The 13,423-nt window shown below is 66.5% G+C and carries 10 protein-coding genes; 3 read left to right on the top strand and 7 right to left on the bottom strand.

Translation table 11 applies throughout. The annotated features are described in order from the left end of the window. Window positions 1–136 precede the first annotated feature (136 nt). Window positions 137–526, bottom strand: a complete 390-nt coding sequence (locus tag ULB03_RS19570; RefSeq protein WP_322484772.1) for an NADH:ubiquinone oxidoreductase subunit NDUFA12 — start codon at window positions 524–526, stop codon at window positions 137–139. A 379-nt stretch (window positions 527–905) separates the two neighbouring features. On the opposite strand from ULB03_RS19570, the gene ULB03_RS19565 reads away from it, so the two are divergent. After that, the gene (locus ULB03_RS19565; protein WP_322484771.1) at window positions 906–3,038 is read left to right on the top strand and encodes a putative bifunctional diguanylate cyclase/phosphodiesterase; all 2,133 of its coding nucleotides are present in this window, start codon (window positions 906–908) and stop codon (window positions 3,036–3,038) included. Window positions 3,039–3,058: 20 nt separating this feature from the next. Here ULB03_RS19565 and ULB03_RS19560 read toward each other — a convergent pair whose 3' ends face one another. Beyond that, the gene (locus tag ULB03_RS19560; protein ID WP_322484770.1) at window positions 3,059–4,246 is read right to left on the bottom strand and encodes a lysylphosphatidylglycerol synthase domain-containing protein; all 1,188 of its coding nucleotides are present in this window, start codon (window positions 4,244–4,246) and stop codon (window positions 3,059–3,061) included. Between the two features lie 513 nt (window positions 4,247–4,759). On the opposite strand from ULB03_RS19560, the gene ULB03_RS19555 reads away from it, so the two are divergent. Further along, a complete protein-coding gene (locus tag ULB03_RS19555) occupies window positions 4,760–8,512 on the top strand; it encodes a vitamin B12-dependent ribonucleotide reductase (protein ID WP_322484769.1) in 3,753 nt (1,250 codons plus the stop codon). 315 nt (window positions 8,513–8,827) lie between these two features. Here the strand turns inward: ULB03_RS19555 and ULB03_RS19550 are convergent, their stop codons facing one another. From ULB03_RS19550 to ULB03_RS19530, 5 genes are all read right to left on the bottom strand, one after another. Next, the gene (locus ULB03_RS19550; RefSeq protein ID WP_322484768.1) at window positions 8,828–9,295 is read right to left on the bottom strand and encodes a hypothetical protein; all 468 of its coding nucleotides are present in this window, start codon (window positions 9,293–9,295) and stop codon (window positions 8,828–8,830) included. Between the two features lie 36 nt (window positions 9,296–9,331). Continuing rightward, window positions 9,332–9,559 carry a hypothetical protein gene (locus ULB03_RS19545; protein ID WP_322484767.1) on the bottom strand — a complete coding sequence of 76 codons (228 nt, stop codon included), beginning with the start codon at window positions 9,557–9,559 and terminating at the stop codon, window positions 9,332–9,334. Window positions 9,560–9,657: 98 nt separating this feature from the next. Next, window positions 9,658–10,131: a hypothetical protein gene (locus ULB03_RS19540; RefSeq protein ID WP_322484766.1), complete on the bottom strand. Its 474-nt coding sequence runs from the start codon at window positions 10,129–10,131 to the stop codon at window positions 9,658–9,660. Between the two features lie 549 nt (window positions 10,132–10,680). Next, window positions 10,681–11,097, bottom strand: coding sequence for a hypothetical protein (locus ULB03_RS19535; RefSeq protein ID WP_322484765.1), 417 nt, complete (start codon window positions 11,095–11,097; stop codon window positions 10,681–10,683). A gap of 86 nt (window positions 11,098–11,183) precedes the next feature. After that, window positions 11,184–12,104 carry a LysR family transcriptional regulator gene (locus ULB03_RS19530; protein WP_322484764.1) on the bottom strand — a complete coding sequence of 307 codons (921 nt, stop codon included), beginning with the start codon at window positions 12,102–12,104 and terminating at the stop codon, window positions 11,184–11,186. Between the two features lie 168 nt (window positions 12,105–12,272). On the opposite strand from ULB03_RS19530, the gene ULB03_RS19525 reads away from it, so the two are divergent. After that, a complete protein-coding gene (locus tag ULB03_RS19525) occupies window positions 12,273–13,406 on the top strand; it encodes a class 1 fructose-bisphosphatase (RefSeq protein WP_322484763.1) in 1,134 nt (377 codons plus the stop codon). Window positions 13,407–13,423 lie beyond the last annotated feature (17 nt).

Below are 13,423 nucleotides of genomic sequence, written 5' to 3'. Positions count from 1 at the left end.
GAACCGGCCATGGGGGACGATGCCGCCCCGACCCAGCCCTGTCGTTCAGCCTGTCACGCGGGCCGCGCGGCCATACCGTCGCCCTGACGTGGCAACGGCAACCGGCCACGGGCCAGGCACCCCGGTTGGAGAGCCCTTACGCGGGGGTCCAGGGCTCGTAGTCGCCGGTGGCGGCGGCGCGGCGGCCGCCTTCGAAGGTGTGCCCCGGCGGGCGATAGGCGGTGGTGGTGCCGGTGGCGTTCGGCTCATGCGCCTTCACCCACGGCTTGTGGTAGGCGCTGTTTTCCGGCAGCGGCTGTTCCATGGAGTAGTGCAGCCAGCCATGCCATTCCGGCGGCACGGCCGACGCCTCGGGCTCACCCGCGAACAGCACCCAGCGGCGCACCTTCATGCCCGGCCGCGCCTTCTTTTCCCGGAAATAACGGTTGCCGAACCGATCGGTGCCCACCAGTTCCCCCCGCCGCGAAATCAGCAGGCGGATCGACAGTTGGGACAGCCAGGTCAGGATGGAGATGCGTTGGGTCATGAGCCGAAACCAGGAATGTGTGCCAGGGAGGGTATGGATGGGGGCCAAGCGCCTGGCAGCGGGCCCCCGAAACGAACCGGCCGGACTATGGCAGTTTCAGCCCCCCGCGTCCATACGCAGAGGGGGGCCGCCAACGCCGGACGCGGCATGGCTGCCTCCGAACGCGTCCGGGCGGACCATCTATGCGGAAGGATAGCCGCCCGGGGCGGTAACCCTTTCGAAAGACTTGACCGTCTTGATGGCAGCCAGAGGCCCCAACGGGCCCCATGGCGATGTGATCGGACGACGTGAAAAAGGTATGGACGTGGTGGAAAGGCTTGGCATAACCGCACGGCATGCGGTGGGGACGGCGGCGCCGTCGCTTTCGCGACCACCGGCGATGCCGCAGCCCCCCTCGGCGGAAGCCGCCCAGCGCGAAACCGCCCAGCGATACCGCTTCCTGCTGGACCATGTGCTGGCCGGCGTCATGGTCCGCGCCGCCGACACGCGGCTGTGCTACGCCAACGCCGCCGCCTGCCGTATGCTGGGCCTGAGTGAGGATGCCATCCTGGGCAGCTATGAGCCCGACCCGCGCTGGAGCTTCGTGCGCGAGGATGGCAGCCCGGTGCCCGCCGACGAATTGCCGGGCAGCCTGGCCCTGCGCGGCCGCATGGATGCCGACAACATGCTGCTGGGCCTGAAGCGGCGCGGCGATTCCACCACCACCTGGCTGATGTGCAACGCCTACCCCGTGCTGGACGACAACGGCCAGCCGGTAGAAGCGGTCATCAGCTTCACCGACGTGACCGACCTGAAGAAGGTGCAGCAGTCGCTGGAAAAGTCGGAGGAACGGTTGCGCCTGGTGTTGAGGGGGTCGCAGGACGCGCCCTGGGACTGGGACCTGACCAGCAACCTGCTGTATTACTCCCCCCGCTGGTGGGAGATGATCGGCTATGAGGTGGGCGAGTTTTGCCGCGACACCAGCCCGTGGAAGGACCTGACCCACCCCGATGATTGGGAACCCGCCCGGGCGATTTTCCACGCCGCGCTGAAAAGCGGGCAGGAAAGCTATGAGATGGAATTCCGCCTGCGCCACAAGGACGGACACTACGTCCCCGTGCTGTCGCGCGGCTTCATCCTGCGCGATGCCGACGGCCAGGCCGTGCGCGTCTCCGGCACCAACACCAACCTGACGGAGCGCCGGCAGGCGGAGCAGCGCATCCACCACCTGGCCTATTATGATTCCCTGACCGAGGTGCCCAACCGCAGCCTGCTGCTGGAACACCTCCGCCGCTCCCTGCTGTCGGGAAGGCGCCGGGCATGCCAGGGCGCGTTGCTGTTCATCGACCTGGACCATTTCAAGGTGGTGAACGACGCCCTGGGCCACGACCAGGGCGACGAGCTGCTGCGCCAGGTGGCCGCCCGGCTGCGCGCCTGCGTGCGGGACACCGACATGGTGGCGCGCCTGGGCGGGGATGAGTTCGTCGTGATGCTGGAAGGGTTGGGCCGCACGGCCGATGACGCCGCCCTGGCGGCCAAGGCGGTGGGTGGCAAAATCCTGGCCGCCTTCGATACCCCCTTCGCGCTGGGCGCGGACAGCCACCGGGCCACCGCCAGCGTGGGTGTGGCCCTGTTCGGCGCCGAAACCAAGAGCGCGGACTGCGTGATCAAGCAGGCGGACCTGGCCATGGGTGCGGCCAAGGCCGGCGGCGGCAACGCCCTGCGCTTTTTCGATGCCGGCATGCAACTGGCCGTGGACGGCCGCCTGGCCCTGGAGAAGGACCTGCGCGAGGGGCTGGAGCGCGGGCAGATGGCCATCCGCCTTCAGGCCCAGGTGGACCAGGCCGGCACGGTCGTGGGCGCGGAGGTGCTGCTGCGCTGGGAGCATCCGGAGCGCGGGCTGGTCTCCCCGGCGGACTTCATCCCCCTGGCCGAGTCCACGGGCCTGATCCTGCCGCTGGGCAAATGGGTGTTGAGGGAGGCGTGCGCCACCTTGCGCCGCTGGGCCGACGACCCGGTCCTGTCGCGGCTGTCCCTGTCGGTCAATGTCAGCGCCCGCCAGTTCCACGAGTCGGACTTCGACAGCCAGGTCCTGGAGATCCTGGCCGCCACCGGCGCCAACCCCTGCCGGCTGAAGCTGGAGTTGACGGAAAGCCTGCTGGCCCATGACATCGGGGACATCATCGCCAAGATGGCCCGCCTGAAGGAACGGGGCGTCAGGCTGTCCCTGGACGATTTCGGCACCGGCTATTCGTCGCTGGGGTATCTGCAACGCCTGCCGCTGAACGAGCTGAAGATCGACCGCATGTTCGTCCGCGACGTGCTGTCCAACCCCAACGACGCCAACATCGCCCGCATCATCCTGTCGCTGGCCCACAATCTGGGCCTGTCGGTGATCGCCGAAGGGGTGGAGACCGTGGGGCAGCACGCTTTCCTGCAAGCCAACGGCTGCCGCTTCTACCAGGGCTACCTGTTCGGCCGCCCCATTCCGGTGTCGTCGTTCGAGGCGAGCTTGCGGGGCCGGTCGGCCTGACCGGGCAAGCGGCTGGGGCGCTACCGCCCGCGCCGCGCCCGCCAGCGGCGCCAGGCGGCCACCGGGCCATGGTCGGCGCGGATTTCCCAGACCAGCAGCAGCAGGCCGGCCAGGACCAGCGGCAGCACGTAATACAGGAAGCGGTAGGCCAGCAGGGCGCCGATGGCGCCGCCCGCGGGGCCGTGGTCGCGCAGGCCCAGCAGCAGGATGGTCTCGAACACGCCCAGGCCGCCCGGCACATGGCTGACGATGGCGATGGCCAGGCCGGCGCAGAACAGGGCGGTGAACTCCATGAAGCCCACGCCGGACTCCGCCGGCAGCAAGGTCCACAGCGCCGCCGCCGACAGCAGGATCTCCAGCGACGCGATGACGATCTGCGAGAGCATCACCCCGGAGGACGGCAGGGCGACGGACCACCGCCACAGCCGCATGGGCTTGTGCGTCACGGCCGCCGCCACCGTCATGGCGCCCAGGCCCGCCAGCACCAGGCCGGCCACCCCCTGCAACAGCCAGGCGGGCACGTTCAACAGGCCGGCCCCCACCTCCGGCCCGATGGCAACGCCCAGCGCGCCGGTGAAGGTGATGCCCAGCGTGAAGGTGGTGGTGGAGAACACGACGATCTTGGCGATGTCCGCCGCCGACAGGCCCGCCACCGAATAGACGCGATAGCGCACCGACCCGCCGCTGATGACGGCGAAGCCCACATTGTTGGAAATGGCGTAGCCCGCGAAGCTGCCCAGGCCCACGGTGCGGTAGGGCAGCTTGATGCCCAGGTATTTCAGGGCGGAGACGTCATAGAGCGTCATCACCATGTAGGCGCCGGCCACCAGGCCCGCCGCCTGCGCCACCCGCGCCCAGGGCAGAAGCTGGACATAGGCCCAGACCTCCGCCGGGCGGAAGTCCCGCGCCACATGGCGCACGGCCAGCACGACCAAGCCCAGCAGCACCAGCGCGGTGACCAGGGTGGTCAGGCGCTTGACCCAGTTGGTCCGGGGTGTCGCGGGTTGGCCACCGCCCGCCGCCGCGTCCCCCGCCTTTCCGCTGGGCCCCGTGTCGCCCCCACCCCTGTCGCCGCCTCCCCTCTCACCGCCGCCCCTGCCGTCCGCCCCCGTTCCACCCACCGGCGCGCGCGCCGCCGGGTCGATGACCACCGGATGATGATAGGACGGGCGATTGGGGCGCTGGTCTGGGCTGCGCTCAGGGGACATTCGGGACGGGGATTCTCGGGCCTGAAGAATAGGGACGCCGGAATACCCCGGCGCGGGCGAGGGGGCACCCTGCCATCTTCCTCCCGGGTTGGAAACCCAAAAGCGCAGGAAGGGCCAGGCGCTTCCGGCCAGGGCGCCGCTCCCTCGCCCAGCCCCAGCCCGGTGGTCGCCCAACCGCATTTTTCAGCCGATGAAAAGGGACCCGCCGGAACGGTGAGAGGCGCGGGTTCGCTGGAGAATCGCCCCCTACCCGAAGAGTCAACCACAACCCGTATGCACCTGCCCATTTGGCACCACAAAATGTCGTTGATGGTCGAAACATGGTGGCATACGCTTCCCCGACATACAGCATCTAGGGGTGCTGTCGCGGCGTAGAGCACCGGGGACCAGCCCAGGTTTTGGGGTGGTTTTGCCTGTTTCCAGGACCCCAGGTCCGGACAACGATCTCCGGAATCGGCGCCCCCGCGACACCCACCCCGTCATCGCACCATTTCATTCAGGGGTCGGGGCACCATGCGCATCGAAAGACGGTTCACGGTCGACGGTCGGAACGCTTACGAGGGGATCGCCTTCCGCACGGCGACCAGCGAGATCCGCAACCCCGACGGCTCGGTGGTTTTCCAGGCCAAGGACATCCAGGTGCCGGCGGACTGGAGCCAGGTGGCCTGTGACATCCTGGCCCAGAAGTATTTCCGCCGCGCCGGTGTGCCCGCCCGCCTGAAGACGGTGGAGGAGAACGACGTCCCGTCCTTCCTGTGGCGCCACGTGGCCGACCAGGACGCGCTGGCCGCCCTGCCGGAAAAGGAACGGGTGGGCGGCGAGACCTCCGCCCGCCAGGTGTTCGACCGCTTGGCCGGCACCTGGGCCTATTGGGGCTGGAAGGGTGGCTATTTCGACAGCGAATCCGACGCCAGCGCCTATTTCGATGAGATGCGCCACATGCTGGCCCGCCAGATGGCGGCGCCCAACAGCCCGCAGTGGTTCAACACCGGCCTGCACTGGGCCTATGGCATCGACGGCCCCGCCCAGGGCCACCACTACGTCGACTTCAAGACCGGGGAACTGGTGGCCAGCAAGTCGGCCTACGAGCATCCGCAGCCCCACGCCTGCTTCATCCAGTCCGTCGCCGACGATCTGGTGAACGAGGGCGGCATCATGGACCTGTGGGTGCGCGAGGCCCGCCTGTTCAAGTACGGCTCCGGCACCGGTTCCAACTTCTCCCGCCTGCGCGGCGATGGCGAGCGGCTAGCCGGCGGCGGCAAGTCCTCCGGCCTTATGAGCTTCCTGAAGATCGGCGACCGCGCCGCCGGCGCCATCAAGTCCGGCGGCACCACCCGCCGCGCCGCCAAGATGGTGACGGTGGACCTGGACCACCCGGACATCGAGGCCTACATCGACTGGAAGGTGGTGGAGGAGCAGAAGGTCTGCGCCCTGGTCGCCGGGTCCAAGCTGGCCAACAAGCACCTGAACGCCATCATGGCGGCGGCGACGGAGGGCATGGGCCCGGATGCCGAGCGCCTGGACCCCACGAAGAACAAGGCGCTGAAGCGGGCCATCATCGAGGCCCGCAAGTCCATGATCCCGGAAAACTACATCCAGCGGGTCATCCAGTTCGCCGGCCAGGGCTATACGGAGATGGAGTTCCAGACCTATGACACGGACTGGGATTCCAGCGCCTACCTGACCGTCTCCGGCCAGAACTCCAACAACTCCGTCCGCGTGCCCGACGCCTTCATCCGCGCGGTGCAGGACGACGGCGACTGGAACCTGATCCGCCGCACCGACGGCAAGGTGGCCAAGACGCTGAAGGCCCGCGACCTGTGGGACAAGATCGCCCACGCCGCCTGGCAGTCGGCCGACCCCGGCGTGCAGTACGACACCACCATCAACGACTGGCACACCTGCCCCGAGTCCGGCCGCATCAACGCGTCCAACCCCTGCTCGGAATACATGTTCCTGGACGACACGGCCTGCAACCTGGCGTCCCTGAACCTCATGGAGTTCCGCCGCGCCGACGGCTCGTTCGACACCGACGCCTTCAGCCATGCCTGCCGGCTGTGGACGGTGGCGCTGGAAATTTCCGTGCTCATGGCGCAGTTCCCCTCCAAGGAGATCGCGCGCCTGTCGTACGAGTACCGCACCCTGGGCCTGGGCTTCGCCAACCTCGGCGGCCTGCTGATGGCGGCGGGCATCCCCTATGACAGCGCCGAGGGCCGGGCCATCTGCGGCGCCATCAGCGCCACCATGACCGGCGTCGCCTACGCCACCTCCGCCGAGATGGCGGGCGAGCTGGGGCCCTTCCCCGGCTACGCCCCCAACGCCACGGCCATGCTGCGCGTCATCCGCAACCACCGCCGCGCCGCCTATGGCGCTGGCGAGGGCTATGAGGGCCTGTCGGTCACCCCGGTGCCGCTGGATGCCGAGGATTGCCCCGACCAGCGGCTGATCGTGGCCGCCCGCCGCGCCTGGGATGAGGCGCTGGAGCTGGGCCAGAAGCACGGCTACCGCAACGCCCAAGCCACCGTGGTCGCCCCCACCGGCACCATCGGCCTGGTCATGGACTGCGACACCACCGGCATCGAGCCGGACTTCGCCCTGGTGAAGTTCAAGAAGCTGGCCGGCGGCGGCTATTTCAAGATCATCAACCGCGTGGTGCCCGAGGCGCTGTCGCGCCTGGGCTATTCCGCCACGGACGTGGCCCGCATCGAGCGTTACGCCGTGGGCCACGGCACGCTGAAGGGCGCGCCGGGCGTGAACCATGAGACGCTGGCGGCCAAGGGCTTCGGGCCCGAGCAGCTTGAGAAGCTGGAATCCGGCCTGGCCAACGCCTTCGACATCAAGTTCGCCTTCAACAAGTGGACGCTGGGCGCCGACTTCCTGACCGGGGCCTTGGGCGTGCCGGCGCACAAGCTGGAGGAGTTCGGCTTCGACCTGCTGGCCCACCTGGGCTTTGCCAAGGCGGAGATCGAGGCGGCCAACGTCTACTGCTGTGGCGCCATGACCCTGGAGGGCGCGCCGGGCCTGAAGGCCGAGCATCTGCCGGTGTTCGACTGCGCCAGCCCCTGCGGCAAGATCGGCACGCGCTACCTGTCGGCGGAGAGCCACATCCGCATGATGGCGGCCTCGCAGCCCTTCATCTCCGGCGCCATCTCCAAGACCATCAACATGCCCAACCATGCCACGGTGGAGGCGTGCAAGGACGCCTACATGCTGTCGTGGAGCCTGGGCCTGAAGGCCAATGCGCTCTACCGCGACGGCAGCAAGCTGTCCCAGCCGCTGAACGCCCAGGTGCTGGAGGAGGATGAGGAGGAAGACGTCGCGGAAACCACGCTGGAGCGCGTGCTGGAGGCCCCGGCCGCCACCCGCGTCGAGGTGGTGACCGAGCGCATCGTGGAAAAGGTGGTGGAGAAGGTGGTGCGCGCCCAGCGCGAGCGCCTGCCCCACCGCCGTAAGGGCTACACCCAGAAGGCCATGGTGGGCGGCCACAAGGTCTATCTGCGCACCGGCGAATATGAAGACGGCAAGCTGGGCGAAATCTTCATCGACATGCACAAGGAGGGCGCCGCCTTCCGCTCGCTGATGAACAACTTCGCCATCGCCATCAGCCTGGGCCTGCAGTACGGCGTGCCGCTGGAGGAGTATGTGGAGGCCTTCACCTTCACCCGCTTCGAGCCCGCCGGCATGGTGCAGGGCAACGACGCCATCAAGATGGCGACGTCCATCCTGGACTATGTGTTCCGGGAACTGGCCATCAGCTATCTGTCGCGCACCGACCTGGCCCACGCCACGCCGGAGGACATCCTGCCCGACACCATGGGCGGCGGCGTGAAGCAGAGTGACCTGCCGCCGCACGCAGCCGAAGTGGCGGAGGAGACGCTGAACGCTGTGGCGCGCATCACCTCCACCGGCTATGTCCGCAACAACCTGCCCAACCTGCGGGTCCTGCCCGGCGGCCAGGCCGGCCGCGCCGTCGCCGCCTTCCAGACGGCCACCGCGACCGCCAGCGTGGAAACCCACGTCGCCACCGGCACCCACGGCGCCCCCCAGGCCTACTCCACCATGACCCGCGCGGAAAAGGTGGTGACCAGCACCAGCTACGGCGGCGCCGTCTCCGGCGGCAGCGACGCCCGCTGGGAAAAGGTCAAGGAAGCCCGCGCCAAAGGCTACGAAGGCGACCCCTGCCCCGAGTGCCAGAACATGACCCTGGTCAGGAACGGTACGTGCCTGAAGTGCGACACCTGCGGCAGCACGACGGGGTGCAGCTGAGGGGTTTCTATTGAGATTTTCTGCGAAACATTGCCTATCTTGACTTAAATATAACGAAGCCCGCCGCATGAAGATTTGCGGCGGGCTTATTTGTTTGAATTTTAACGTTCTGTTGTTTTCTCACAACCTCACGTAAACGGGGCCACGCCACCTTGGGGATGTGCCCAAAGTATGCAAAGAGGCCCCATCATCGTGGCAACAGACCGTGACTGATTAGAGCGGAACGCGATCAGGTGTAGTCACCTGATCGTGTAAATCCGCTCTATCATGAACAGGTTAAGAGCGAGATGCGATCAGACATGATCGCATCTCGCTCTAATTCAATTCAAAAAGCCCGAAATCGTGGCTTTTAAGCTGAAACGACCTCAATTCTTCTTGGGAATCAGCGATCACCAGGTCGGTTCGATCATATCGACCGATGACCCGCACCCCAGTTCCTTTAAAGTACACGTCCATGAATCGCTTTTCCCTCAAGCTATCAACAAAGATATGCTCAAGTTCTGGGGTCATCGCCTCAAATATGCGTAGCGGACCGGGACGATTACAGATCACACCGCCCTTGGATAGCAATGAATAGAATTTCAGGAATTTCTGTTCCCCTAGCATATACTCGTCAAGTGCTCCAGCAGCCAGCGCTGTCGAGTAACACATCAGCGGATGATCCGCCTCCTGCTCATCTAGCCAATGGTCAAAAATAGAAACATGACAAAACAAATGACCTGGCACGGCTAAATCCCCATCCCCCAAATCCAACAAAGGGAAATGTTTAGATAGGTCATTCATATGCAGACAAGCCTAAATGCAAACCTATGATTTTATTCACAACCCGCCGCCCACCACCGAGCCGTCCTTGCGGCGGGATAGCTGCACCTGGCCGTCCACGCATTTCACGTAGGTCGTCTTGCCCGGCGTCAGGCCGTCGCAGATGATCACCAGGGCGCGCGGCAGGGCGCCGAACTCCTTGGAGCCGCGCACGCCGGCGTTATAGGTGTCGAGGTGGGTCTTAAGCGCCGCCTTGCGGACGGGTTGGCCATTCTGGTCGATCATCGGCGGTACGGGCTCCCCAAAAGCATTCTGGATCATCGCCCGAAGAAAGCCCGCGCCGCCAGCGCCATTTCGGGGCCGCCCCCTCCTGCCGCCCGCCCTCAGGGCAGGGGCAGGCAATCCGGGTTCAGCTTGTTGGCCGTCTTGCCGGTGTAAAGCTGACCGCCCTTGAACGAGACGGCGCCGGTGAAGCTGCCGCTTTTCCACAGGGGCTGGCAGCTGGTGGTGCTGAGGATGAACAACTTGCGGGCGCCGCCGGCGGAGGTGGTGACCAGCAGATGCTGGCCGTCGCTGTACAGCGTGCCCTCGATGGGTGCCACGGCGGAGTCAGCGGTGCAGGTGGTGCCGTCCTGCCCGGTGATGGTCAGGGGGCCTTTCCAGGACGTGCCCGCCCCATCGGCGGCGGGCCCCAGGTCCAGGGTCAGGACATCGGCGCGGACCTTGCCGGACGCCGGTTCCACCGGCTGGTAGGGGCAGACGACCGGCAGGTGGCGCTGGGGGGCGGCCTGGGTGACGGCGGGCAGTAGAAGCGCCGCGGCACCGGCAAAGGCCAAGCCTTTGGAAAAGATCGTCATGGGCGAAGCAATCCTTGGATGAGCCTGTCCTCGGTAAAGATCATTTTCCGCGCCGCGCGATAACACTCCTCCTGTTGTGGTAACTCTTTTAGGGAGCGCTATCCGGCGGGACGCACAGCGGCCCCAGTTTATGCGTTCTTTTGCCCAGGCGCAGGGTCCTTGCCGTCAGGCTAACCTCCCCAGAGAATGGAGGGCTTTTCCATAGTGTCCGGCAATCGTTGATGTCCAAAAAGTAAACCTTCCGCTCGCTGCCCGAATAGGTGGAGACAACGACGCGCCGGCCATCACTGAATAGGGGGCGCTCCACCAAACTGATGTCGGGGTCGGCCGTGCAGGATGTCCCATCAGCGTGGGCGAATACGATAGGCCCTTGCCAGGCTTGTGGTTTGATGGGGTCATCCCCCTCCCCCAAATCCATGGTGGCGGATCCCACCGGGATTTTGGCCACGCCGGGCTCAAGCGTCTTATAAGCACAGGCCTGGGCCAGCGCCGTGGATGTCGCCATCACCGTGGGGATGACGAGGGCGAGGGTCAGGATAGGGAGTGCTTTCATGACTGGGCGGCCGAGCTGAGCTGAATGGCGAAATACCTGACCTCCGGCAATTCAGAATGCTTCCAGGACCAGCTGATGGACGTGTTCTTGCGTCCCGTTCCGCCAAAGCGCCCCCAATACCCTGAAGGGTAAGGTTTTGCTGCGCCCGGCACGATCACCACCACATGCCCATGGTGCGGGGCCTTCAGGCCCGCGACCACTAGGTAGCTCTGGCCGGCATAGGTAACGGCCTTCTCGCTGTCGCTTCCCAACTGAATCCAAGGCGCACGCCCCATCGCGTCGATGATGTCGTTCGCTTGCCCATACAGGGTAATACCCAGATCGGCCGCCACCGCTTTAAGAAAGCCGCTGCAATCACTTTTCCATTTATCCCAATTTTGCTCACAGACCGATATGACGGATGACGTGGGCATGGTTCGCCTCGTTTCAGTCGACGTTTCCATTTCCCAGGGAAGTGGAGCAGCCTTTTGCTGCCGCAACTGCCCTGAATGGTTATTTCCTAGGCGATGGGCCGCACGTTGGGCAGGAATTCCCGTCCCCGGTCCACCAGGAAGGCCTTGACCGCCGCCGCCGCCGGGGCCAGGCGCTTGTCGGACCGCTTGGCCACGAACCACTGGCGCACGATGGGCAGGCCCTCCACGTCCAGCGGCGCCAGGCGGCCGCTTTCCAGTTCGGCGGCGATGGTGTGGGCGGAGATGAAGGAGAGGCCGAGGCCGGCCATCACCGCCTGCTTCACCGTCTCATTGCTGCCCACCTCCATGCTGATGGGCGGGTGCAGGTCGGCCTGGGCGAAGAACCATTCCATCAGCATGCGGGTGCCGGACCCGACCTCGCGCACCAGGAAGGTTTCGTGCGCGAACTCCTCCAGCCTCAGTTGGCGGCGGCCCACCAGCGGGTGATGGGGCGGGGCGATCATGATGTGGGGATGGTCGCCGAGGGCGTGCATGTCGACGGCGAGGTCGCGGGGCGGGCGGCCCATGATGGCGATGTCGATGCTGTCCGCCTTCAGCGCCGCGATGATCTCCTCCCGGTTGCCCACCATGAGCGACAATTCGATCTGCGGGTATTCGCCGTGGAAGGCGCCCAGGGCGTAGGGCGCGAAATACTTGGCGGTGCTGACCACCCCCACCGCCACTCGGCCGCCGGACAGGTTGCGCAGCGCCTCCATGGTGGCGGCGCAATTGTTCAGTTCCGCCTCGATACGGATAACCGTCTCGATCACCTCCCGCCCCGCGTCGGTGGGCTTGAACCGCTCGCCCAGCCGGTCCAACAGGGGGACGCCCAGCAGATCCTCCAGCGCCTGCACCTGCATGGTGACGGCCGGCGGCGTGACGTGCAGACGCTTGGCCGCCGCCGTCACCGACCCGGTTTCCGCCACCGCCGCCAGGGCGCGCAGCTGTTTCAGCGTCACATTGCGCATGGGCCCGCCTCCCGCTTTCAGAAATTCTGAATAGAAAGCTAAGTTTATTCGAATTTTCTTACAAGGCAATCGTCCGCACACTGCCTCTCAAGAACGACGCCGGCCAACAACAAGACGGGCCGGGAACGACGCGGGGACGGGAACCCCGCCCATAAGCGGGAGGACATCATGGCGAACACCACGACATTGGCGCGGCATCTGGTTGCCTGGAGCGGGGCCACCCACAACGGTGAGGCCCAAAACGGTGGGACCCGCCTGCGGGCGGATATCGTGCGCACCATCCTGGCCCTGGCCGACGCCGGCCTGGCCATCGCCGACCTGGTGGCCATGGGCCCCTTGGCGGGGGAGATGGCCGCGGTGCGCGGCGAAAGCAACGGCGACACCCAGAAGGAACTGGATCTGCGCGCCCATGACATCGTCGTCGACCGCCTGGCCGGCGCGCCGGTGGCGGTGGTGGGGTCGGAGGAAAGCGACGCCCCGGTCCTGCTGGACCCGGCGGGCACGCTGGTGGTGGCCATCGATCCCCTGGACGGGTCCAGCAACATCGAGACCAACGTGTCGGTCGGCACCATCTTCTCCATCCTGGGGGTGGAGGACGCGACGGACCCGGCCGCCTCGCTGCTGCAGCCGGGGCACCGGCAACTGGCGGCCGGCTTCCTGGTCTATGGGCCACAGACGGCCCTGGTGCTGACCGTGGGCGAGGGCACCGAGATCTTCTTCCTGGACAAGCGGCCGGTGGAGCCGCTGCCAGCGGTCCATGGCGGCGCCGGCTGGGCGTCCCCGGCGCCGCGCACGCCCAAGGCGGAATTCGTGCGCATGACCAGCCCGGTGACGGTGATGGCGGAAACCAAGGAATTCGCCATCAACGCCTCGAACCAGCGGCATTGGGCGCCCAGCATCCGCACCTATGTCGACGACTGCCTGGCGGGGTCGGACGGGCCACGGGCCAAGAACTACAACATGCGGTGGATCGCCTCTCTGGTGGCCGACGCCTTCCGCATCCTGCGCCGGGGCGGCGTCTACCTCTACCCCACCGACGAGCGTCCGGGCTATCGCAGCGGCCGCCTGCGCCTGGTCTATGAGGCCAACCCCATCGCCCTGGTCATCGAGCAGGCGGGCGGGGCCGCCACCGATGGGCAGAACCGCATCCTGGACCTGACGCCCCGCCACCTGCATGAGCGCACGGCCCTGGTCTTCGGGTCGCAAACGGAGGTGCGGCGCGTGGCCGAGCACCATACCGCCCCGGCCATCATGGCCGACCGCGCGCCCCTGTTCGGGCAACGCGGCCTGCTGCGCGCCTGACCGGCCTGCCCCTTGAG

This window comes from Nitrospirillum goiasense (genome assembly GCF_034427435.1).
In the GTDB taxonomy this organism is placed as follows: Bacteria; Pseudomonadota; Alphaproteobacteria; order Azospirillales; family Azospirillaceae; genus Nitrospirillum.
Note: the sequence above shows the minus strand (reverse complement) of the source record. Positions and strands in the feature narration are given on the sequence as shown.